The organism is Jeotgalicoccus halotolerans, from assembly GCF_003387165.1.
Classification (GTDB): domain Bacteria; phylum Bacillota; class Bacilli; order Staphylococcales; family Salinicoccaceae; genus Jeotgalicoccus; species Jeotgalicoccus halotolerans.
In genome coordinates this window covers 65,759-88,500 of sequence record NZ_QUMW01000014.1, presented here as the reverse complement: position 1 = coordinate 88,500, position 22,742 = coordinate 65,759, and the positions used below count along the sequence as shown (strand labels likewise).

Sequence of the window (22,742 nt, the reverse complement as noted above, 5' to 3'; positions counted from 1 at the left end):
GTTGCCCCTTTCTGTATTGTTATTTTTAAAATTTGATTTTCTTGTGTTTTGTTTATTCCTCTTGTATTTTATCATGATTTTGGGCTGGGATGTGAGGAGGATTGGGTTTTGTCGGACACTGTCAAAGCCGCGGTGTCCGACAAATCCAATAAATATCTTATTAGTTAAGATAATCTTTATATTTACGGGTATTTTGTTCTTTTTTCATCGCTTCAGTAAAATCATAGTACTTAAATATATAATTACTTGATTTATATCTGCCTGCAGCATCACAGTACTTATTCAAAATCTTCTGGTGGGTGCGCACGTTAACAGCATTCCCCGTAAACTCCATCATCCACCGGCTGGTCATCTTCAAATTTCCAAATCAATATTTAAAGTCGCTGATAGCCCGAACTAGATGAGTTTCGTTACTTTCCCGGGAGCCGCATTAGTTAACATTAAAACTAAGCAAAAAAATACCCGGACCAAAACTGGTCCGGGTATGATAAAGTGCCTTATCGGATTTCTCTGATGCGGGCAGCTTTACCGCGCAGGTTGCGCAGGTAGTAAAGTTTAGCACGACGTACACGTCCACGGCGGACAACGTCGATTTTCTCGATTTTAGGCGTGTGTACAGGGAATGTACGCTCAACACCAACACCGTAAGAAATTTTACGTACAGTGAAAGTTTCTGAAATTCCGCCTCCGCGGCGTTTGATTACAACACCTTCGAAAAGCTGGATTCTTTCGCGGTCTCCCTCTACGATACGAACGTGAACTTTAACTGTATCTCCTGCTTTAAATTCAGGGATATCAGTTTTCAACTGGTCTTTAACGATAGAATTTAATAATTCCTGTGACATAATATATCTTCTCCTTCTTCCAATTATCTTGCCCGAATTGCTTTGGCAGCGGATGATTGTGATATTTACGTGTATTTACACTCGTATAATATTACCATACAAACTATGGTCATTCAATAAGTTTTAAAATAAAACTGAACTTTATCCGTCCAGGAGATCCGGACGGCGTTCCTTTGTGCGTTTCAGACTTTCTTCATGGCGCCATTCTTCAATCAGTTTATGATTTCCGGACAAGAGCACATCCGGCACTTTCATGCCGCGGTATTCTCTCGGGCGGGTGTAATGCGGATGTTCAAGCATACCCGTCGAGAATGAATCTTCCTGATGGCTTGCTTCATTGCTCAGCACATCCGGAATCAGACGGACAATTGCATCAGTCATTGTCATCGATGCGAGCTCGCCGCCTGTTAAAACATAATCACCGATGGATACTTCATCGGTAACGAGCGAACGTATCCGCTCATCGTAACCTTCATAGTGGCCGTTGATAAAGACAATGTTGTCTTCTTCAGCCAGCTCTTCAGCGAGTTTCTGGTCAAACGGCCTGCCCTGCGGGCACATTAAAATAACGCGCTTGTTATCGCCGATATCCAGACTGTCCATAGCGTTAAAGACAGGTTCCGGTTTTAAAACCATGCCTGCCCCGCCGCCATATGGATAATCATCGACTTTGTTATGTTTATCGTTTGAAAAATCACGGAAGTTAACCATATGATAATCAACGATGCCTTTGTCTTTGGCGCGTTTTAAAATAGATGCTCCGAGGACACCTTCGTACATGTCCGGAAACAATGTTAAATAATATATATTCATTAATCCAACAATCCTTCGAGTGGTGTAATTTCAACAAGCCCGCGGTCGAGATCGACCGTTTTAACGACCTGTTCGATGTACGGAATTAAATATTCGCGTTCGCCTTCTATGACCCAGACGTCGTTTGCTCCGGTGAACATCACTTCAGAAATTTTACCGAGCTCGGTATTATTATCGAGATTAATAACCGTCAGACCGACAATGTCACGAACGTGATACTCGTTCTCTTCAAGCTTGAGATCTTCTTCGTTTTCTTCGATAAAAACATCCTTGCCTTTTAAGTCGAGAATGTCGTTCATGTTCGACACCCCTTCAAACTTCAGCAGATGGAAGTTCTTATGCGTGCGGTAGCTTGCAATCGTCAGTACTTTACCGCCGATTTCCACCGTCTTGCCCGCTTGAAAACGTTCATCCAGAAAGTCGGAGTCGCTCAATATTTTAACTTCGCCGCGCACACCGTGGAAATTTACCAGTTTACCAATTTTAATTCGCAAGATGAACACCTCTTATAAAGAATAAAAAGACACACTGTTAAAGTGTGTCTTAATGCAAATCAACAAACACTTTCTTTGACGCGTCTCTGTCAGCGTTTGAAACAACGATGCGGAGCGCTTTAATAAAACGGCCGCCGCGGCCGATTATTCGCCCGACATCTGATTCGTGCACGCTTATTTTATACGAAACTTTATGCGGCGTCTCGTCACGGTTAATAACGAGTTCTTCCGGATAATCCAGCATCGGTTCAAGAATTGTTTGAAGTAATTTGTCCATCGGAATTATTTCCCGAATTTAGCATTGTGGAACTGTTCCATGATACCTTTGTCACTGAAGATGTTACGTACAGTGTCGCTTGGTTTAGCACCATTCTGCAACCACTCTAACGCTTTTTCGCTGTCTAGGACAACGTTATCTTCAGATTTAGAAACCGGGTTATATGAACCGATTTGTTCGATGATTCTACCATCTCTCGGGCTGCGTGCATCTGCAACTACGATACGGTAGTAAGGATTTCTTTTAGAACCCATACGAGTTAATCTAATTTTTACTGCCATGTGTGAAAACTCCTCTCTCTACTTCTTTTCGACTTACTTATCATAACAAACAAGAATACACATGTAAAGAGTTTTTTCTTTACATGTGTATTTTACTTTTAAAATGGCAGACCCATGCCGCCGAACGGGTTCCGGCCTTTCTTTTTGCCGCTCGTCATCTGTTTCATCATTTTCTTCATGTCGTTAAACTGTTTTAAGAGACGGTTGATTTCCTGCAGTGAACGGCCGGAACCTTTAGCGATACGCTTTTTGCGGCTGGCGTTCAGTTTTTCAGGGTTTTCGCGCTCATCGAGTGTCATCGAACGGATAATCGCCTGGACATGGTCGATTTCCTTGCCTGAGAACTGCATTTTATCGAGTCCTTTAATTTTGTTTGCACCTGGCATCATTTTTAAGAGATCATCCAGCGGTCCCAAAGTTTTCACCTGGTCCATCTGGCTCAAAAAGTCGTCGAGTGTAAAACTCGAATTCTTCAGTTTTTTCTCAAGCGCCTTCTGCTCATCTTCATTAACGTTGTCCTGTGCTTTTTCAATAATGGACAATACATCGCCCATGCCGAGTATGCGGGAGGCCATACGTTCCGGGTGGAAGGCTTCGAGTCCATCCATTTTCTCGGACACCCCGACAAACTTAATCGGTTTCTCAGTAACAGAGCGGATAGACAGTGCTGCCCCGCCGCGCGTATCGCCGTCGAGCTTCGTCAGCGTCACGCCTGTAATATCGAGCAGCTCGTTAAAACTTTCTGCGACGTTTACCGCGTCCTGCCCGGTCATCGCATCGACGACGAGCATAATTTCATCCGGCTTCGACAATTCTTTAACATTTTTCAGCTCGTTCATCAGTGCTTCATCGATGTGCAGACGGCCTGCCGTATCGATAATCACCGTGTCGAGATGTTCTTCTTTCGCGTGCTGCAGCGCTTTTTCTGTAATTTCCTCAGGTTTTACCTGATCGCCGAGAGAGAAGACCGGAATATCGATTTGTTTTCCGACCGTCTCCAGCTGATCAATCGCAGCCGGACGATAAATATCTCCCGCTACTAAGAGCGGACGCTTATTATGTTTTTTACGCAGGTGCAAAGCAAGCTTCCCTGCTGTTGTCGTTTTACCTGCACCCTGCAGGCCGACCATCATAATAACTGTCGGCGGTTTCTGCGCGAGATTAATCTTCTGATTTTCTCCGCCCATGAGCGATGTTAATTCTTCCTGAACGATTTTAATGACCTGCTGGCCGGGTGTTAAGCTCTGCATAACAGCCGAGCCGAGCGCGCGTTCTTTAACATCGTTCACGAACTGCTTCACGACTTTAAAGTTAACGTCCGCTTCAAGCAGTGCAAGGCGCACTTCGCGCATCATTAATTTAACGTCGGATTCCGTTACTTTACCTTTCCCTTTAATGCGGTCCATCGTGGACTGCAGACGTTCTCCAAGACCTTCAAAAGCCATAGTGCCGTCCTCCTTAATCCAATTTCTCTAATCTTTCGATTATCTTTTTGGCGTCCTCGCTGATATTATCGCCGAGCTTATTTTTCAGCTCCGCATACAGTTCGAGACGTTTATTAAAATTTTTATACATACCGAGTGTGTCCTCGTATTGTTCCAGCATATCGCGTGAGCGCTTAAGGTTATCATAGACAGCCTGCCGTGTCACGTTCATCTCTTCTGCGATTTCACTGAACTGAAAATCTTCCAGATAATACAGTTCAATGTATTTCTGCTGTTTGTCAGTTAACAGAGACTGATAAAAATCATACAGATAATTCATCCGCATCGTGCGTTCTAAATCATTCGTCATCTTTATCTTCCTCTAATTTTTCTTCGAGCGTTTCCGACTCCTGAATCATATCAGCAAATAAGCCGTACACATAGTTTTCCGCATCGAACGGCTGCAGATCATCGAGCTGCTCGCCGAGTCCGACAAATTTGACCGGGATGCCGAGTTCGTTTTTAATAGCCAGCACAATACCGCCTTTAGCAGTACCGTCCAGTTTGGATAAAATAATGCCTGATACATCAGTGACTTCTTTAAACGCTTTCGCCTGGCTGAGTGCGTTCTGCCCGGTTGTTGCGTCGAGCACGAGCAGCACTTCATGAGGCGCTTCAGGCACGACCTTCTGAATGACTTTTTTAATTTTAGACAGTTCATTCATCAGGTTGCCTTTATTTTGCAGACGGCCTGCTGTATCACAGAATAAAATATCCGCCCCGCGTTTTTTTGCTGCGCTGACTGCATCGAACATTACTGCAGCAGGATCCGAACCTTCCGCTTGTTTAATGACATCGGCCCCGACGCGGTCGCCCCAGACCTGGAGCTGGTTAATTGCACCGGCGCGGAAAGTATCTCCCGCAGCGAGCATAACCTTTTTGCCTTCCTGCGTATACTTGTGTGCGAGCTTGCCGATTGATGTCGTTTTGCCGACACCATTAACACCGACCATTAAGACGACAGTCAGCCCGTCTTCATTAATATTCATTTCATCTGAAGCATCGCCGTTCTGCTCGTAAATTTCAACCATTTTTTCAACGATGGTTTCCCTGAGTTCAGATGTCTCCGTAATATTCTTAAGCTGGGCTTCGCGGCGCAGCTCTTCAGTTAATTCCATTACTGTATTAAAGCCGACATCGGCTGAAATCAGCACTTCTTCCAGTGCTTCGAAGAAATCTTCATCTACCGTACGGTAGCGTGCCATCAGCGCGTTGATATCCTGCTGGAATTTGTCGCGGCTCTTTTTAAGACCGACTTCAAATTTATAGCTGAGCTGTTCCTGCTCCCATTCTTCAAACTCATCGAGCGAGATCAGGCCGTCATCGAGCTTATCTGTTTGTACTTCAAGCGATGCTGGTTCTTGTTCCTGTTTTTTCTTCTTGCGTTTAAAACGGTCAAAAATCCCCATTAAATTCCTTCCTTTCCTGCCGGTTCTGGTTCTTCATAATTTTTTAAATCCACGCTGATCAATTTCGTGACACCTTGTTCCTGCATAGTGACACCGAACAGCCGGTCCGCTTCTTCCATCGTACCCTTACGGTGAGTAATAACGATAAACTGCGTATCAGCTGACAGCTTTTTCAAATATTTTGCATATCTCGTGACATTCGCTTCGTCGAGTGCTGCTTCAACTTCATCGAGAATAATAAACGGACTCACTTTTACCCGGAGTACACTGAACAGAAGACTGATTGCTGTCAGGGCACGTTCGCCGCCTGACAGAAGCGACAGCGATGACAGTTTTTTACCCGGCGGTTCGGCAAATATTTCTATGCCGGAATCCAAATAATTACCTTCTTCAAGAAGGCGCAGTTCCGCCCGGCCTCCGCCGAACATATCGGTAAATACTTCCTGGAAGTAATCGTTCACCTGATAGAATGTTTCTTTGAAACGCGCTGCGACTGCTTCATCCATTTCACTGATGACGTCGAGGAGGGTCTGGCGTGCTTCGATTAAGTCGTCTTCCTGTTCTTTTAAGAACGTATAACGTTCATTAACAACACCGAACTCTTCAATGGCACCGATATTAACGGGGCCGAGTTCTTCAATACTCTTCTTATTCAGTGTAATTTTCTTACGTTTCGCTTCAATGTTTTCAAAACTCTCAAATTGCCCGAGAGCAAGTTCATAAGTCATTTTATAATTGTCGCTTAAGTATGTCATTTTATTTTCAATTTGTGTATCTAAACCTTCGCGGGCAGCGGAATCAGTTCTCAGCTGTTCCTGGCTGCTGTCTGCGGACTTCCGCAGTTCACTTTCGGTTACGGTTTTCTTCTCGTGCTCTTCTTTAATTGCCCCGAGTTTGCCGGTAATCGTCCCGAACCTCGTGTTCAGTTCATCGAGGGCAGCTGATAACTGCACTTTGCTGTCTTTCAGTTCAGCAATGTTCATCGTCGAAAGATCATCGTTGATCATCTCCGCTTCGCTTTTCGTGTTATCAATATTATGCTTTAAGTTATCGATATTATCGCGGAGACGTTCAAGTGCCGCCTCGGTAAAACGGATTTCGCCATCTATTGATATTTTATCATTATTCAGCTGCTGCAGTTCACTTTGAAGCTGTGAAATTTGAGTTTCTTTCTCGCTCTTCGACCGGCTCATCATATCGATGCGCGTATTAATATCACCCATCTGCTGAGTATAAATTTCAATTTTCTCATCGTAGTCGCCTGTCCCGTTGCCCGGAGAGAGGCTGGCTACTTCACTCTTAAGTTCAGCCGCAGCAGCAGTTTTATTCGAGAGCTTAAAATCAAGCTGTGTGACTTCAGACTGGAGCGCGTCGTGGCTTTCACTGAGTTTCGTGCCCGCTTCCTCGAGCTGCTTCAGTTCTACAGTCGCCGCGGCAATCTGATCTGCCGTCTTGTCGACTGCCTCTTTCAGCACTGCTGTCTGTTTTGTATACTCTTCAATTTTTTCTGTTATTCCTGCAATTTCCTTCTTCGTTTCCATAATGGAGCCTTTGCGGTTTTTTGAACCGCCGCTCATTGCCCCGCCCGGCATAATCGTTTCACCGTCCATCGTAATGATGCGGACACGCTGGCCGGTTGCTCTTGCCATGGCAGAAGCATCGCTCAAATCCTTAACAACAACTGTCGTATTTAAGAGGTGCAGGAGCACTTTCCGGTATTCGCGTTTAATATCTGCAACTTCTGATAAAACCTGGTAGTCGATATTTGACGCTTCAAGCGATTTTTCAACGTCGACTGAAAGATAACGTTCGCGGATCGTATCCAGCGGCAGGAAGGTCGCAAAACCAAAGTTTTTCTGCTTTAAAAAGGCAATTGCAGTACGCGCGTTATGTTCGACATCCATAACGATATTCTGACTGGCCTGGCCAAGCGCCGTATCGAGAGCCGTCATATATTCAGACGGTGCCGATATCAGTTCGCCGACGGCGCCGATAACACCGGGAATGCTGTCTTTATTTTTGAGTACAGCCCGGACGCCGGGATAATATCCCTGATAGTTCTCCGACATATTTTTCAGCATATCGAGTTTCGACTGCTGGTTCTGAATAAAATTTTCAGCCCGGCTGTAATCACTTTTAGCCTTGTCGTACTGATCGTTCAGATCATTCAGTCTGAGACGGGTATCTTTATAATCCGTGCGCGCAGCGGTTAACTCACGCTCCGCTTCAGCCAGCATCTGTTTTTTATCATCAAGAATACTTTTTAATTCCTCAACTTCAGCATCTAGCGCTTCCAGGCGTTCATTTTTATACTGGATACTGTCAGCTATTTTTGACTGTTCATCGCGGCTCCGGCGTTTATCGTTTTCGAGGGTGGTTTTTTTAACCATCAGCTCGTAATATTCATCTTTCAGCTTTTCAATATCGCTGTCACCTGTCGACTCTACTACAGCGAGCTCGCGTTTTTTGTCTTTGGCAGCTTTTATCAATTCAGTCTGCCTGGACCTTAACTCAGCCTGCTTCTTTTCTTCTTGTAACAGCTCTTTAGTTAAACCATTTAAATCTTCTTCATAATTTTTAAGACGGGTGTTCAAATCCTGCTTCAGCGTTTCTTTGTTCGTTTCCCGTTCTGCATAGAGTGCGATGCGCCCTTCGATTTTTTCGAGTTCCCGCGTCGTCTGAAGAAGTTCCTGATTTAAGCTGCGCTCTTCCTGCTGCAGTCTTTCCCGCTCTTCTTCAAGAGAATTAAGCTCGGTGAGCACTTCTTTCAGCGTAGTGCGGGCATGCTCTAAGCGCGACTCCTCTTTTTGAATCTTTGCGGTAATTTCATCGAGTTCTGTAAGAAGCAGTTTCGTATCGTAGACATTGACCTCGATGTCGCTTTGTGTCATTTCTTCTTTCAGCGCAAGGTACTCTTCTGCGATGGCACTTTCTTTTTCCAGACGGTGTACCCGGGAACTGATTTCTTCGATAATATCGTGAACACGCGACAGGTTCTGCTTCGTGTCGTCGAGACGTTTTTCCGACTCATGCTTGCGGTTTTTATACTTCATTACACCCGCAGCTTCCTCGATAATCTTCCGGCGTTCAAGCGGTTTCGCCTTTAAAATTTCATCGACCTGCCCCTGGCTGATAATATTATATGCATTCTTTCCGAGACCGGAGTCTAAAAACAGCTCTGTAATATCTTTCAGTTTAGCTTTTTCACTATTGATAAAATATTCGCTGTCCCCGCTTCGGTACAGTTTTCTTGAAATAACTACTTCATTGCTTGAACCGAGTACATGGTCGTCATTGTTTAAAATCAGACTGACCGAGGCGCTGTTCATCGGTGTCCGGCTGTCCGTGCCGTCAAAAATAATATCTTCCATTTTCGAACCGCGCATCACGCGGGCCGACTGTTCACCGAGTACCCATCTGATTGCATCGGTAATATTGCTTTTGCCGCTCCCGTTCGGGCCGACGACAGCAGTGACCCCGCTGTCAAACTTTATATTGACCTTATCTGCAAATGATTTAAAACCATGTGCATCGATTTGCCTTAAAAATACCATATGTCCCTACACCTCTTGGCCAAGTGCCCTAAGTGCACTTTTAGCTGCTTGTTGTTCTGATTCTTTTTTCGATAAACCGGCACCCGTGCCGTGCACTTCGCCGCCAATTGATACTTCTGTTTCAAAACGGCGGTGGTGACTCGGGCCTGTCGAGCTCACGAGTTCATAAGTGACACTCAGTGAGAATGCCTGATGCGAATATTCCTGCAGCATCGTTTTATAGTCGATAATTGCATTGTAATCTTCAGACGAAATATGCGGAAAAACGAAGTCGCTTAAAAATTTCCATACTCCCCCTTGTCCCTGATCTAAATACAGGGCGCCGAGAAAGGCTTCAAAAGCATCACTGACGATTGAGGGCCGGCTTCTGCCGCCGGTTTTTTCCTCGCCGCGTCCGAGCAGAATTAAGTCCGGCATATCGAGTTTCGAGGCAAATACTACAAGTGAAGGTTCACACACGATATTCGCACGAAGTTTTGTCAGCCTGCCTTCAGGCAGCTCTTCGTATTTGTTAAAAATATGATCTGATACCATCAATTCTAGTACTGCATCGCCGAGAAATTCGAGCCGCTCATTGTTATATCTTTTATCAAGCCCGAGATCGTTAATATACGAACTGTGCATGAAGGCCTGCTGATAAAGACCCGGTCTGTCCGCTTTAATATTAATTTTCTCCGCGAATTTCTTAAACATTACATTAAATTTATCCAGTTTATTTTGTGCTGATGAGTCCGTTTTAACTTTGTCCAGCACGATTTCGAAATCCATATATCCACCTCTTTTATTTTACTATTTCCTGTATTTATTCACAAAGAAAAATCCACTTCATCATAAGTGGATTTTTCAAGTGTTTTATTGTTCTTTTTCTATTTTATCAATGAAATCCAGTGCGTCGCCTACTGTGTTGATTTTTTCAGCTTCCTCATCCGGAATTTCCATATCAAACTCATCTTCAAGTTCCATCACCAATTCAGCGATATCAAGTGAGTCTGCACCAAGGTCATCTTTAAAAGATGCTTCTCTTGTTACTTTTTCTTCATCGATGCCGAGTTTGTCAACGATGATGTCTTTAATTTTGTCAATATTAGCCATTGTTTCTTCACCTCCCTTAAATAATAGCACAGCTTTTAACCCATGTACATACCGCCATTGACGTGTATAATCTGGCCTGTAATATACGATGCTTTATCACTTGCAAGAAAACTGACTGCGTTTGCAATATCCTTCGTTTCTCCGAAGTGCTTCAGCGGAATCTGCTGCAGCATGCCCTCTTTAATATCATCTCCGAGCACATCTGTCATGTCGCTCTTAATGAATCCCGGAGCGACACCATTGACAGTAATATTCTTCGAGGCCAGTTCGCGTGCCACTGATTTTGTCATACCGTCGATTGCTGCTTTCGTTGCCACATAGTTCGTCTGTCCGGCATTGCCGAGCGAGCCGACGATGCTTGAAATATTAATGATGCGTCCTGACTTCTGGCGAATCATCGGCCGCGATACGCTCTTAATAACGTTAAAGGCGCCTTTAATATTCACGTCGACAACATCGTCAAACTCACTCTCCTTCATGCGCATTAACAGATTGTCGCGTGTAATCCCCGCGTTATTAACAACGATATCGATGGAGCCGTACGTATCCGTAATATGCTTAATCATTGCTTTCACGTCATCGGCATTCTGCACGTGGCACTGATAGCTCTCAGCAGTACCGCCGTTTGACTTAATCTCTTCGACGACCGCATCCGCTTTATCTTTTGAACCTGAATAGTTCACGATAACCGTGTGTCCTTCCGCTCCGAGTGTCAGGGCAATTTCGCGGCCGATACCGCGCGAAGCGCCTGTGACTAATGCTGTTTTACTCATTTAAAAACACCTCTGCCTGTTCGAATGTATCGATATTTGAAGTAGCTATTTCTTTCGTAATTTTGCGTACCAGTCCCGACTGGACTTTCTTCGGCCCAACTTCAACTGCTTCAGTCACACCGAGTTCTGCTGCTGTTTCCACGCATTCCACAAATCGCACCGGGTGCGTAATCTGTTCAACGAACTGATGTTTAATCACGCCGGCTTCAGTTTCAGCCTTGGCACTGACATTTTGGATGACCGGAATTTTGGCATCTTGAAAAGTAATCTGCTCAGTAAATTCTCTAAACTGAAGACGCGCAGGCTCCATTAAGTGAGAGTGGAAAGCACCCGATACTTTTAATGGAATGATCCGGCGTGCGCCGCGTTCTTTCGCCAGTTCCTTAAAGCGGTCAACCGCTTCTTTATCTCCTGACACAACCACCTGATCCGGTGCGTTAATGTTGGCAGGCACAACTTTTGTCTTGCCGTCTGATGCGCTGATGCATGCTTCTTCAAGATCTTTAAAGCCCATGCCGATTACAGCCGCCATTGCGCCTGAGTCCGCGCGGCTCATTAATTCACCGCGCGTTACAACAAGTCTCACACCGTCTTTTAAAGTTACAACTCCTGCATGAACAAGCGCCGGCAGTTCGCCGAGCGAGTGGCCGAGCAGATAGTCGCCTTTTAATCCAGTCGCAGCAAGTACTGCCAGACTGTGGGCAAATAAGGCAGGCTGCGTGTATTTAGTATCATTTAGTCTTGCGTCATCTTCAGAGAACATTATTTCTTTTAAGTCAAAATCAACATATGAAAAAATTTCGTCGAGTACAGCGCAGGCTTTATCGTTTTGTTCATATAAATCTTTTGCCATCCCGCCGTACTGGGCACCCTGCCCAGGAAAAATAATTAATCTACTCATCATTTTCACCTATTAATTCTTTTATTTTGTCAATCGTACCTGAGTCTGCCATGATTTTCGCCTGTTTTACCGCATTGACGATGGCAGTCGCATCTGAAGAACCGTGAGCTTTAATTACATTGCCCTGCAGCCCCATGAGCGGTGCACCGCCGAATTGTCTGTAATCGAGCATGTTTTTAAGTTCCTGGAAATCATTTTTCAAAGCGAGAGCCGCAAGTTTGTTCACCGGATTTTTCAACATGATTTTCTTCACTTCGCCGAGCAGGCTTGAAGATGTGCCTTCAATTGTCTTTAAGACAACATTGCCGGTAAAACCGTCGGTTACCGCGATATCTATATCGCCTGATAAAATATCGCGTGTTTCAAAGAAGCCTGTAAAATTCAGCCCGCTGTTTTTTAAAAGCTGATAGGTTTCTTTTGTCAGTTCAGTCCCTTTAATCTCTTCGCTGCCGTTGTTAATCAAACCGATTGAAGGATTTTTGCGGCCTTCAATATTTTCCATATACACGCTTGCCATTTGTGCAAACTGCAGCAGGTGGTTCGGTTTGTTTTCCGAATTAGCGCCCATATCCAGCATCAGCATGCCTTTGTCAGAAGTTGTCGGCAGCATCGTTGTAATCGCAGGACGTTCAATCCCTTTAATACGCTTCACGCCGAACAGACCGGCACTCATAATTGCACCTGTGTTGCCAGCTGACACAACCGCATCCGCTTCACCGTCGGCTACAGCTTTCACTGCTCTTACCAGGGAACTGTCTTTTTTTCTTCTGACAGATTTTACCGGGTCATCTTCCGACTCGATTTTTTCTGTTACTTCAATGAAAGTTACCCGCGGGTGGTTCCCGCTGTAGCTGCCCGGCATGCCAAACGCCAGAATCTCTACATCATCAAAAGTATCTGCTGCCTGCAGAACACCTTCTTCTATCACTTTCGGGGCATTGTCTCCACCCATTAAATCTACAGCAATTCTAGCCATCGTCTATTCACCTTCATTTTTATAATACATCTCAAATTTTCCTGTAAAAATCACTTTGCCATCGACTTTTGATTCCACTTCGATGTGCGCTTTATTATTGTCCATAGTCGTTACTTTCGCTTTTGCGACAACTTTATCGTTTAATTTCGCCGGACGCTTAAAATCCACCGCCGCATGCTGTGTCAGCGCGAGCGGCTCATCGATTAAAGCAACGCAGAGCGAATTCGCCTGTGCGAACAGAAAATGCCCCCGTGCAATTTGATTCTTTTCAAACACGTGACTTTCCTCAACGATAAAAAGCGACAGCGCGCTCTTATTCAGTTCAATATCGATAATTTCCCCGACTACTTCCTGAATTGACAGTGAGCGGATTTTATCAACACCCTCACGCGCCACATTTTTAATGCGTGCACGCAGCTCAGGAATGTTCAGTTCCAGTCGGTCCAGACGTATCGTTTGAATCGATACACCGAAAATATTCGCCAGCTGCTCATCCGTCAAAAACGGATCATCGGAAATATGAGACTCCAAACTCGATTGACGCTCCTGTTTTTTTAGCTTCACCATTCTGATTCCTCTTTTAGTAGTTGGTATTAATATCTATATATAACACTAGACTCAGTATATAAAACCTGTCTCATGATTTCAATTATTTTAAAGAATTTTTTAAATTTGGAGAGCATGTCTGGTGATTGTCAGACACTGTGCCTCCTTTTCATACAAAAAAACATCCGAATCCATACGATAAAGGACTCAGATGCTGTTAAGTTTACATAACTCCCATCAAAAATCAAAACAATCCGCGTAATTCTCATCATTCAACCAATTCAGCCTTAACAATCAGCCGCTTATCAAACAGCAGTGTTTCCGGGTTATACTCTTCGCATGTGATGAGGGTGAGTTCCTGTACCGCACCTTCAGTCTGGTCGAGGACGCCGACTTCCGACGGTGCGACTTCGAACATCTCGGTGATTTTATAGACGCGCGTTTCATCGCGCGTGATGAAGTTTATCGTATCGCCGACTGAAGCACGGTCGATATAGTTGAAACGGATACCTGCACCTTCGACACGGTGGCCGGCAATCGGGATGTTCTGCATATCCAGGTGATCGCTTTCTTCCAGAAAGCTCACGCCGTTCCGCAATTTCTCTTCTGTCAGCGGCCCTTTGTAGACGGGTTCGAGAATATCTGCACTCTCAATTTCAAGCACCCCTGCCATATCATCACCGATATTAATACCTGCAGCTTCCTGTTCTGCACCGGTGACGAACGTTTCAAGCGGGTTCAGTTTTACATCATCGTCACCGTCCTGATACGCGGTAATCAGCCGGTCGTTGACCTGGTCTGTAAAATATTCACGGATATCCTGCCAGAAAAACAGCATAACAGCTGCGATAATCATTAAAATACCGACAGTTCTGATGAATATTCTCAAAAAATCCCCTCCACTCGCCGCAATTTTTTATAAATTATTGTTTTCATACACCTGAACCGCTTCGTCTCTCGCCACTTCAAGGATTCTGTAATCTTCTGTAATATCCGCAATTTTAAATTGCGGCAAACCGCTCTGACGGACACCGAAGTAATCCCCGGGCCCGCGCATTTCAAGGTCGCGCTCACTTAAAACAAAGCCGTCAGAAGTGCTCGTCATAATATCCATGCGCTGCTTGGCGTTTTCCGTTGCCGGGTCGCTCACTAAAACGCAGTAGCTCTTCTTGCTGCTTCTGCCGACCCGGCCGCGCAGCTGGTGCAGCGTGGACAGACCGAATCGCTCGGCGTTAAAAATAACAATTGCTGTCGCGTTCGGCACGTTGATGCCGACTTCGATAACCGTCGTCGATACGAGCAGCGGTTTCTCCAGCGTTTCAAACGAGCGCATCGCTGCATTTTTCTCTTCAGCTTTCATTCTGCCGTGTACCAGCACCACATCATCCGGGCTGAAATACTCTTCAAAAATCTCATATATTTCATAGACGTTTTTTAAATCGAGTGTTTCCGATTCTTCGATTAAAGGTGCCACGATATAGGCGCTGTGCCCTTTATCGATTTCCGATTTCACGAAACTGAGCACGTAATCGATCTCCTTGAAGCGGCGCCATTCCGTTTCAATTGGAATGCGGCCTTTTGGCATTTCGCGTATAACTGACACGTCCATATCGCCGTAGGATGTAATCGATAAAGTTCTCGGAATCGGTGTCGCCGTCATATAAAGCACGTTTTTGCGGTAAGCCTTATTGTTCAGCTTTTCGCGCTGGTTCACACCGAAGCGGTGCTGTTCATCGATAATGATAAACGACAGGCGGCTGAAGATTACATCATCTTCAATCAGCGAATGCGTGCCGACGAGAAGATCGATTTCACCTGTTGCGAGCCGGGCGAGTATATCGCGTTTCTCGACCGGTTTTGTCGTACCTGTTAATTTAGCAATCGTCAGTTCCTCGCCGTAAGTGTCTTTAAAACTCTCGTAATGCTGATTCGCCAGCACTTCCGTCGGCACCATAACAGCGCTTTGTTCACCGATGGTCTTAACCGCGTAAACGCAAATCCCTGCCACAATCGTTTTACCGCTACCCACATCTCCCTGCAGGAGGCGGTGCATTGAAATATTCTGCTTAAAGTCGCGGCATATATCATTGACGCTTTTCTTCTGGTCACCTGTCAATTCAAAAGGCAGCGTATCGATAAAAGTTTTAAGTTCATCAATCTTATAATCGACGACAAAACGGTCGCTCCTGACGCGTTCTTTCTGACGTCGTTCCATAATTTTAAGCTGGTAATGGTACAGCTCATAAAATTTTATCGTGCGTCTTGCAGCAGCAACCGTTTCATGACTGTCAGGAAAGTGGAGCGCATACAGCGCATCTCGAACCGGCATCAGTTTGTACTTAGCTCTCAGCGCTTCCGGCAGGTCGACGTTAAAGTTTGTCATATCAAAGGCGGAGCGGACGATTTTCTGGAATGTTTTCGACTGCATTACACCGCCGAGCGGATATTTTACCTGGTAGCCGCCGCCTGCTTCAAAGATTAGTTTCGTTCCGTTAATTTCAAGCTTGTTGCGGTTGAACTTGCCGTAGAGCCGGGCGAATTCACCGTTGATAATCTTACTTTTTAAATAAGGCTGATTAAAAAATGTGATTTTTACATAAATGCCGTCGACATCCATAAAAAATGTCAGACGGCTCTTGCCCCTGCGGAAAAAGGCGACCTGGGGTTCTGTTTTTACAGTGCCTTCAATCGTAATATTCGCCCCGTCCGGCGCTTCATTCAAATTGACGACGCTGTGGTCTATGTAGCCCGCCGGCAGGTGAAAAAGCACATCATTCATGCCTGTAATGCCAAGTCCGAACAATTTCTCTGCCACCTTGTCGCCAACGCCTTTTAATTCTTTAATATTTCTGTCCGGGCTCTGTACGACATGAATGCCGCTCATTATTTCGCACCGAAAAGTTCAGCTTTTAAGCGTTCTCCTGTCGGAGTCGCAGCCAGTCCGCCGCGTCCTGTTTCACGCAGTGCCGACGGCATGGTTAAGCCGATCTTGTACATCGCTTCGATAACTTCGTCTGCCGGAATGCGCGATTCAATTCCTGCAAGCGCCATATCCGTTGCTGTCAGCGCATTCGTTGCGCCTGCTGCATTCCGTTTAACGCACGGCACTTCAACAAGGCCGGCAACAGGGTCGCACACTAAACCGAGCATATTTTTCATGGCGATCGCAAATGCGTGTGCGCTCATGTCCGGCGTACCGCCTGCGAGTTCAACGAGGGCGGCTGCTGCCATAGCGCTCGCACTGCCGACTTCCGCCTGGCAGCCGCCGGCAGCACCTGAAATACTTGCGTTATTTGCAACCACAAAACCGAAAGCGCCCGAAGTAAACAGAAAACGGATTTTCTGTTCTTCTGTAATCGACGGATCTTTTTTAACCATGGCAAATAAAACACCTGGCACGACACCTGCTGATCCTGCTGTCGGTGTCGCACAGATTTTGCCCATCGCTGCATTCACTTCATTGGTGCTGACTGCATTCGCAATCGCAAGCAGATTAAGTTCACCGCTTAAGCCCTTGCCGGAATCGATATATTTCTGCATCTTCACAGCGTCCATACCCGTCAGGCCGGTTGTTGAATGAACACCTTCAAGGCCTTCAGCTACAGCACCTTCCATCGTCGTTAAATTAGTTTTCATTAAATTATATATATCGAGGTAGCTGTGCCCTGTCGCTTCCATTTCCTGCCTGATCATAACTTCGGACAAGGAAATTTCTTCTGACAGCGCACGTTCCACAAGCTGATTTATACTGTTAAACATAAGTTAGCCTCCCGTCATTTCAATTACGCGGTCAACGCCTTTAACCGCTCTTATTTCTTCTAAAGCTTCGGGTGAAATTGAATCGTCAAGTTCGACAGTCATTAAAGCGACCTGCCCCTTTTCTTTTCGGGAGACACTCATCTGAGAAATATTCAGCTGTTCATCGCCGAGTTTCGTCGTGACACGTGCAATCGTCCCGAATTCATCTTTATGGAAGACCAGCAGCGCATGATAGTTGCCTGAAATATTAATATTATAGCCGTTAATACTTACGAGCTCTATCTTGCCGCCGCCGATCGACACTCCTTCGATTACGAGTTCTTCTTCGTCTTTATAAAGCTGCAGCACCGCTGTGTTCGGGTGAGAGCGTTCTTCCTGCATTTCGATAAAATTATACGTTAAGTTGTTGTTTTCAGCTTCTTGTTTAGCATTGATAATTCTTTCATCGTCGGTATCATAGCCGAGAATGCCCCCGAGCAGCGCAACATCTGTTGCATGGCCCTGGTAAGTATCTCGGAAGGAGCCGTACAAGTAGATATCCACCTTATCCGGCTGGCCGCCGAATAAGTTTCTTGCGAGCAGCCCGATGCGCGCAGCACCTGCTGTATGCGATGATGACGGCCCGACCATCACAGGTCCGATTATATCAAAAACGCTTTTAAACTTCATAGTTTCCCCTCCTAAAGTGCAAAAAGCCACATCGGAATAACCGATGCGGCTGATATTGTTATTCCACAGATATTAAATAGCTGTAGACTGGCTGTGCACCATTATGAATTTCAAATTCAACATCTTCATGCGTGCCTTCAATATCTTCAATTACTGCTTCCACTTCTTCTTCAGTACCGCCTTCGCCAATCAGTATCGTAATGATTTCTGTATCTTCATCAATCATCTTCTTGATAAGCGTGTTAAGCGTATCTACTCTAGAATCGCTGGCAGTAATAATCTTACCTTCGGCAATACCCATATGCTGATCTTTCTTAATGTCCACACCATCTATTTTAGTGTCGCGGACCGAGTAAGTCACCTGTCCTGTCTGGACATGTTCGAGCGATTCGCTCATCGCTTTCTTGTTATCTTCAAGCGATGCTTCCGGATTAAAGCTGAGCATGCTCGCAAGGCCCTCCGGAATTGACGTGGAAGCAACTACGGCTGCCGGAATCTCAAGTACTTCCGCCGCCTGTTCAGCTGCCATGATAATATTTTTATTGTTCGGAAGAATAATGACCTGTTTGACATCTTCGCCTTTAATTACGTTAACTATATCCTCAGTTGCCGGATTCATCGTCTGGCCGCCGTTAATGACGTGCGTCACGCCGATGCTCTTGAACAGTTCGTTAATTCCTTCACCTGAAGAAACCGTAATAATTGCTGTGTCGTAAGCCTGCTTTTCAGCAGCATGATTAGTATCTCCGTGAACAGTTCTGAATTGTTCACGCATGTTTTCAACTTTCATCTTAATGAGCTCGCCGTAAGTCGCAGCATAAGTGAATGCTTCGCCCGGTGTTTCCGTGTGGACGTGTACTTTAACGATTTCATCATCGTTTATAACGAGAAGCGAGTCGCCGAATCCGCTCATTTCATTACGGAATTCATCTTCCTTAAACTCGCGTTTTCCGTCTTCAAAACGCACCATGAATTCAGTACAGTAGCCGAATTCAATATCGTCGACGCTCATAAAGTCGTTAAAGTCGTTTTCGTGGTCATGGTCATCGATTACAGGTGAATCGGTTTCGGCAGCATCTTCGGCAATTTCTTCGCCCGTCAGTGCACTTAAGAACCCTTCATAAACATAAACGAGACCCTGGCCGCCTGAATCGACAACGCCGACTTCTTTCAGTACAGGAAGAAGGTCCGGTGTGCGTTTAAGCGAAGCTTTTGCTTCTTCAAGCGTTGCGGTCATGACATCAATTACCGACGCATTGCTTTCATTAAATTCTTCCGCTTTTTTCCCTGCATCTTTTGCCACAGTTAAAATTGTACCTTCTACAGGTTTCATTACTGCTTTATAAGCAGTATTCACACCCTGTTTTAAGGCTTCGATAAATTCATCTGCACTGATTTCATCTTTTGTTTCAATCGCTTTAGAGAATCCTCTAAATAATTGCGAGAGAATAACGCCCGAGTTTCCGCGTGCCCCCATCAGGAGCCCTTTGGAGAAATGTTTCCCCACGTTTCCGATATGCATGTCATCAAGCGGTTCAACTTCAGCTGCGCCTGAAGACATCGAAAGATTCATATTTGTGCCCGTATCACCGTCAGGAACGGGGAAAACGTTTAATGAATCCACATAATCAGCATTTTTCTTCAGATTACGCGCCCCGCTCAAAATCATCCGGCGGAACATCAAGCCATCTATCTTATCCATTGTATTGTAAATCCTCCCCGACTATTCGTCTCCGCCGATAATGCGTACACCTTGTACGTGTATATTTACAGCTTCAATACTTAATCCTAATGTTTTTTCAAGTTTATATTTTACAGTTGTCTGTACGTTAGCTGCCACTTCTGAAATTTTCACGCCGTAGCCGACAATAATATACAGTTCAATCGCCAGTCTGTCTTCGTTATGTTCGACAATTACACCGCGTGAATAATTTTCTTTACCGAGCAGTTCCGCAAATCCGTCACGGACCTGATTTTTAGAAGCCATACCGACTACGCCATATGATTCGACAACGGTACTGCCGGCAATATTTGCTATTACGTCTGTAGAAATTTCAATTTTACCTAAGTCATTTTCAATTTCCAGAGCCATTTATTTCGCCTCCCAATACATCATTTAATTATAAGCAAATTCCCTTGGGAAATACAAGTGTTATTATAGTATTTTCCAGGTCTCAATATTTACTTTTCCGAATGTTTGTTATCGATAATATTATATCATACCGCATTTTCTATAAACACATATATGTGGATACTGAAAAAAATATCCGCACAGAAGCTTTTTTCGAAGCCCCGGTACGGATATATCTTTATCATCTGTGCTATTCTTCTTCTGCTTCTTCAGGCTGCGCCTGAGGGAGATCAATCATGACACCTTCGCCGCCGATAGAAATCGGCTGGGCACCGCTCCATTTTTCAATCATCTGCTGCATCAGTACTTCTTCGCTCAGCGATTCCTGAACGATTCTGTTAGCCTCCGCTTCCCCTTCAGCTTCAATGCGCTTCCGTTCAGCTTCTTCTGTCGCAATCAGTTTATCCGTCTTTTTACGCTCAAGTTCCTGGGTTGCTTTAACGCGGTCATCTATCGCTTTTTGAGTTTCAGCATCAGGCTGGGGCGCGCTGAGCATAATATCCTCAATAATAATTCCGTCTTTTTCAAGATCTTCTTTAGCAATTTCAATCGTCTCGAGTTTAATATCACCGATACGCTCACCGAACGCTTCGATTACCGTATATTCAGACACCGTCTGACGGAGAGCATCGTTAATCCGTGTTTTAATATAGCCTTCTTCCAGATCTTCAATTGTAATATTGCCGAATTTCTTATACACTGCTGATGCTTTTTCGCTGTCGACGTGGTAATTCAGTGCCACCGGCATGTTGATGGTCTTGCCGTCAATGGTTGCGACTGCAAGCGATTCGTAGTTTTTATTCTGAGTACGAACCGGATATTCAATCACGCGTTCTGTCGGATAAACGAGATGCCATCCCTGACCAAGTACTTCATCCTGCACTCCGCCGTTAATGCTGTATATAACCCCAACGTGCCCATTTTCAACTTTCGAAACCATTAAAATCAGTCCGACAATCAGACCCGCAAGGACTATTGCCCCTACTCCTATCGCTGCATAAATTTTTTTCATTTTCTGTGCTCCATTTCCGTAATAAGATTTTCAAGTTCTTTAATTTCTACTTCAAGCATTTTTACTTCCACTGTATAGCCGTACTTTTTCAGATGCGCGTCGTATGTAATATTTTTTCGTTTAATTTCATGCTTCAGCTTTTTTATCTCATCATATTCATCGTACTTATGTCCGAGCGTTCTGAGCTCATGCCGGAATATATAAGCCAGCGCAATAATTAAAATAGCGAGCATTATTCCTGCAAACAGCAGTAATTTAAACATGTACTCTTCCTCCTCCCGGCATTTTCACTTGAAAAATGAATTTATCTTCTGCATCTTAATTTCCCGTGTTGTTATCGTACCACGTACAACCCGTGCGTAAATGTTTTTTTGAAATTATTATTGAAAAATTTCCTGATATATAAAGCAGTGAGAGGATTTTGATGCTCTTGCAAAATTCATTTTTAAACATTCAAAAACAATCGATTTTGTGCGAAATATATAGACAATAAACGTGAATTAATGTATCATATTGGAGTATGCATAAAGAAGAGATGAACATGATTATGTAAATTAAATTAAAGGAGTGGGATAAATGGTGAAAGAATGTTATGTAACAGGACGCAGATCAAGATCTGGTAACAACCGTTCTCACGCGCTTAACTCAAGCAAAAGAACTTTCGGTGCTAACTTGCAAAAAGTTAGAATCATGGTTGACGGCAGACCTAAAAAAGTTTGGGTTTCTGCTCGCGCGCTAAAATCAGGTAAAGTTGAACGTGTCTAATACTTCAATTTAAAAACTGGTATCACTTTATTTAAGTGGTACCAGTTTTTTTATCTTTTTGCGGAAGGGTTGGTATGATGGCAGCTCATATGTATCTGCAGACGCTTGGGTTGGCATGAGCGGGTTTCATATATATCCCAGCTCAACAGGGTTGATATGACAGACAATCATATTTATCCCAGCATCAGAGTGTTGATGTCCTCTCCTCTACACACAGCAAACCCCTCCTGAAATTTTAATTTCAGGAGGGGTTTATTTTAAAAGAAAGACAGCAGCCAGACGATAAACATACCGATGAATATCGCAGGTATCATGTTGCCGACACGCATGTGCGTGACGTTAAGCATGTTCAGTCCGATAGCTAGGAGGATGACTCCGCCTGTCGCACTGACCTGGTCAACCATGGTATCGAGTACGTCTGCCGGTATAAAGTTCGCAATCTGCCGGGCACTGATAATTATCGCAGCGATGTAAAAGAAGGTCGGAATACTGGACAAGATAACACCTCGTCCGTAAGCCGTTGTCATCACGAGCGCGATAAAGAAATCCATTGTCGCTTTCGTGTACAGTACGTCGTTGCTGCCCTGGAGGCCGGCATCGAGACCGCCGACAATACCCATCGCTCCGACGATAAAGATCAGCATTCCGGAAATCAAACCTTGAGAAATGTTACCCCCGTGCTTATCGCCGAGCCGGACTTCCATTAAGTGGCCGAAACGGTTGAGCAGTTCTTCGAGTTTGACTACTTCCCCGATAACCACCCCGATGATGAGTGATATAAGCGTCGTCAAAATATCAGTGGCCCCGACGACCATCTGTATTCCCATCGTAATAATAAATAATCCCTGTATTTTCATAATCGCATCTTTGATATGTTCGGGAATAAAAGTAAATATCATTCCGAGCGCGCCGCCGATAATAATCGCCAGCGAGTTGGCGAGAGCCCCTGCAAATATCATTC

At 44.7% G+C, this 22,742-nt stretch carries 26 protein-coding genes; 1 reads left to right on the top strand and 25 read right to left on the bottom strand.

What is annotated here, in order from left to right:
• Nucleotides 1–160: 160 nt before the first annotated feature.
• The 24 genes from DFR63_RS09845 to DFR63_RS09730 all read right to left on the bottom strand — a co-directional run bounded on the left by DFR63_RS09845 (nt 161) and on the right by DFR63_RS09730 (nt 21,279).
• Entirely contained in the window at nt 161–352 is a 192-nt protein-coding gene (locus DFR63_RS09845) for a hypothetical protein (protein WP_115885774.1), read from the bottom strand.
• Nucleotides 353–497: 145 nt separating this feature from the next.
• Entirely contained in the window at nt 498–845 is a 348-nt protein-coding gene (gene rplS / locus DFR63_RS09840) for a 50S ribosomal protein L19 (RefSeq protein WP_115885773.1), read from the bottom strand.
• 141 nt (nt 846–986) lie between these two features.
• The gene (trmD, locus tag DFR63_RS09835) at nt 987–1,658 is read right to left on the bottom strand and encodes a tRNA (guanosine(37)-N1)-methyltransferase TrmD (RefSeq protein ID WP_115885772.1); all 672 of its coding nucleotides are present in this window, start codon (nt 1,656–1,658) and stop codon (nt 987–989) included.
• Nucleotides 1,658–2,152: a ribosome maturation factor RimM gene (gene rimM, locus DFR63_RS09830; RefSeq protein WP_115885771.1), complete on the bottom strand. Its 495-nt coding sequence runs from the start codon at nt 2,150–2,152 to the stop codon at nt 1,658–1,660. Before rimM ends, trmD begins: the two co-directional genes overlap by 1 nt.
• 49 nt (nt 2,153–2,201) lie before the next feature.
• Nucleotides 2,202–2,429 carry a KH domain-containing protein gene (locus tag DFR63_RS09825; RefSeq protein ID WP_115885770.1) on the bottom strand — a complete coding sequence of 76 codons (228 nt, stop codon included), beginning with the start codon at nt 2,427–2,429 and terminating at the stop codon, nt 2,202–2,204.
• 5 nt (nt 2,430–2,434) lie between these two features.
• Nucleotides 2,435–2,710, bottom strand: a complete 276-nt coding sequence (rpsP, locus tag DFR63_RS09820) for a 30S ribosomal protein S16 (RefSeq protein ID WP_115885769.1) — start codon at nt 2,708–2,710, stop codon at nt 2,435–2,437.
• 98 nt (nt 2,711–2,808) lie between these two features.
• On the bottom strand, nt 2,809–4,155 hold the full coding sequence (ffh, locus tag DFR63_RS09815; protein ID WP_115885768.1) for a signal recognition particle protein: 1,347 nt from the start codon (nt 4,153–4,155) through the stop codon (nt 2,809–2,811).
• A 13-nt stretch (nt 4,156–4,168) separates the two neighbouring features.
• A complete protein-coding gene (locus DFR63_RS09810; RefSeq protein WP_115885767.1) occupies nt 4,169–4,504 on the bottom strand; it encodes a putative DNA-binding protein in 336 nt (111 codons plus the stop codon).
• On the bottom strand, nt 4,494–5,603 hold the full coding sequence (ftsY, locus tag DFR63_RS09805) for a signal recognition particle-docking protein FtsY (protein ID WP_115885766.1): 1,110 nt from the start codon (nt 5,601–5,603) through the stop codon (nt 4,494–4,496). Before ftsY ends, DFR63_RS09810 begins: the two co-directional genes overlap by 11 nt.
• Nucleotides 5,603–9,157 carry a chromosome segregation protein SMC gene (gene smc, locus DFR63_RS09800; protein ID WP_115885765.1) on the bottom strand — a complete coding sequence of 1,185 codons (3,555 nt, stop codon included), beginning with the start codon at nt 9,155–9,157 and terminating at the stop codon, nt 5,603–5,605. Before smc ends, ftsY begins: the two co-directional genes overlap by 1 nt.
• A gap of 6 nt (nt 9,158–9,163) precedes the next feature.
• Nucleotides 9,164–9,925: a ribonuclease III gene (gene rnc, locus DFR63_RS09795; protein ID WP_342767910.1), complete on the bottom strand. Its 762-nt coding sequence runs from the start codon at nt 9,923–9,925 to the stop codon at nt 9,164–9,166.
• An 84-nt stretch (nt 9,926–10,009) separates the two neighbouring features.
• Nucleotides 10,010–10,249: an acyl carrier protein gene (locus DFR63_RS09790; protein ID WP_026867576.1), complete on the bottom strand. Its 240-nt coding sequence runs from the start codon at nt 10,247–10,249 to the stop codon at nt 10,010–10,012.
• Nucleotides 10,250–10,284: 35 nt separating this feature from the next.
• Nucleotides 10,285–11,022: a 3-oxoacyl-[acyl-carrier-protein] reductase gene (gene fabG, locus DFR63_RS09785; RefSeq protein WP_115885764.1), complete on the bottom strand. Its 738-nt coding sequence runs from the start codon at nt 11,020–11,022 to the stop codon at nt 10,285–10,287.
• A complete protein-coding gene (fabD, locus tag DFR63_RS09780) occupies nt 11,015–11,923 on the bottom strand; it encodes an ACP S-malonyltransferase (RefSeq protein WP_115885763.1) in 909 nt (302 codons plus the stop codon). Before fabD ends, fabG begins: the two co-directional genes overlap by 8 nt.
• Nucleotides 11,916–12,899 (bottom strand): phosphate acyltransferase PlsX, encoded by a 984-nt coding sequence (gene plsX / locus DFR63_RS09775; protein WP_115885762.1) that lies wholly within the window; start codon nt 12,897–12,899, stop codon nt 11,916–11,918. Before plsX ends, fabD begins: the two co-directional genes overlap by 8 nt.
• Before the next feature lie 3 nt (nt 12,900–12,902).
• Nucleotides 12,903–13,466 carry a transcription factor FapR gene (gene fapR, locus DFR63_RS09770; RefSeq protein WP_115885761.1) on the bottom strand — a complete coding sequence of 188 codons (564 nt, stop codon included), beginning with the start codon at nt 13,464–13,466 and terminating at the stop codon, nt 12,903–12,905.
• 247 nt (nt 13,467–13,713) lie between these two features.
• The gene (locus tag DFR63_RS09765) at nt 13,714–14,334 is read right to left on the bottom strand and encodes a sortase (RefSeq protein WP_115885760.1); all 621 of its coding nucleotides are present in this window, start codon (nt 14,332–14,334) and stop codon (nt 13,714–13,716) included.
• Between the two features lie 27 nt (nt 14,335–14,361).
• Nucleotides 14,362–16,329 carry an ATP-dependent DNA helicase RecG gene (recG, locus tag DFR63_RS09760; protein ID WP_115885759.1) on the bottom strand — a complete coding sequence of 656 codons (1,968 nt, stop codon included), beginning with the start codon at nt 16,327–16,329 and terminating at the stop codon, nt 14,362–14,364.
• Nucleotides 16,329–17,204 (bottom strand): L-serine ammonia-lyase, iron-sulfur-dependent, subunit alpha, encoded by an 876-nt coding sequence (gene sdaAA / locus DFR63_RS09755; RefSeq protein ID WP_115885758.1) that lies wholly within the window; start codon nt 17,202–17,204, stop codon nt 16,329–16,331. The genes recG and sdaAA overlap by 1 nt, the downstream gene beginning before the upstream one ends.
• Before the next feature lie 3 nt (nt 17,205–17,207).
• Nucleotides 17,208–17,873, bottom strand: a complete 666-nt coding sequence (gene sdaAB / locus DFR63_RS09750; protein WP_115885757.1) for an L-serine ammonia-lyase, iron-sulfur-dependent subunit beta — start codon at nt 17,871–17,873, stop codon at nt 17,208–17,210.
• A 58-nt stretch (nt 17,874–17,931) separates the two neighbouring features.
• Nucleotides 17,932–19,575 (bottom strand): DAK2 domain-containing protein, encoded by a 1,644-nt coding sequence (locus tag DFR63_RS09745; RefSeq protein ID WP_115885756.1) that lies wholly within the window; start codon nt 19,573–19,575, stop codon nt 17,932–17,934.
• A 21-nt stretch (nt 19,576–19,596) separates the two neighbouring features.
• Complete coding sequence (locus tag DFR63_RS09740; protein ID WP_115885755.1) at nt 19,597–19,965, bottom strand: Asp23/Gls24 family envelope stress response protein; 369 nt, start codon at nt 19,963–19,965, stop codon at nt 19,597–19,599.
• Nucleotides 19,966–20,194: 229 nt separating this feature from the next.
• A complete protein-coding gene (locus tag DFR63_RS09735) occupies nt 20,195–21,016 on the bottom strand; it encodes a prohibitin family protein (RefSeq protein ID WP_115885754.1) in 822 nt (273 codons plus the stop codon).
• Complete coding sequence (locus DFR63_RS09730; RefSeq protein WP_115885753.1) at nt 21,013–21,279, bottom strand: hypothetical protein; 267 nt, start codon at nt 21,277–21,279, stop codon at nt 21,013–21,015. The genes DFR63_RS09735 and DFR63_RS09730 overlap by 4 nt, the downstream gene beginning before the upstream one ends.
• Nucleotides 21,280–21,592: 313 nt before the next feature.
• On the opposite strand from DFR63_RS09730, the gene rpmB reads away from it, so the two are divergent.
• Nucleotides 21,593–21,781: a 50S ribosomal protein L28 gene (gene rpmB, locus DFR63_RS09725; RefSeq protein WP_115885752.1), complete on the top strand. Its 189-nt coding sequence runs from the start codon at nt 21,593–21,595 to the stop codon at nt 21,779–21,781.
• A gap of 257 nt (nt 21,782–22,038) precedes the next feature.
• Here the strand turns inward: rpmB and DFR63_RS09720 are convergent, their stop codons facing one another.
• Complete coding sequence (locus tag DFR63_RS09720; RefSeq protein WP_115885751.1) at nt 22,039–22,740, bottom strand: DUF554 domain-containing protein; 702 nt, start codon at nt 22,738–22,740, stop codon at nt 22,039–22,041.
• Between the last annotated feature and the right edge of the window lie 2 nt (nt 22,741–22,742).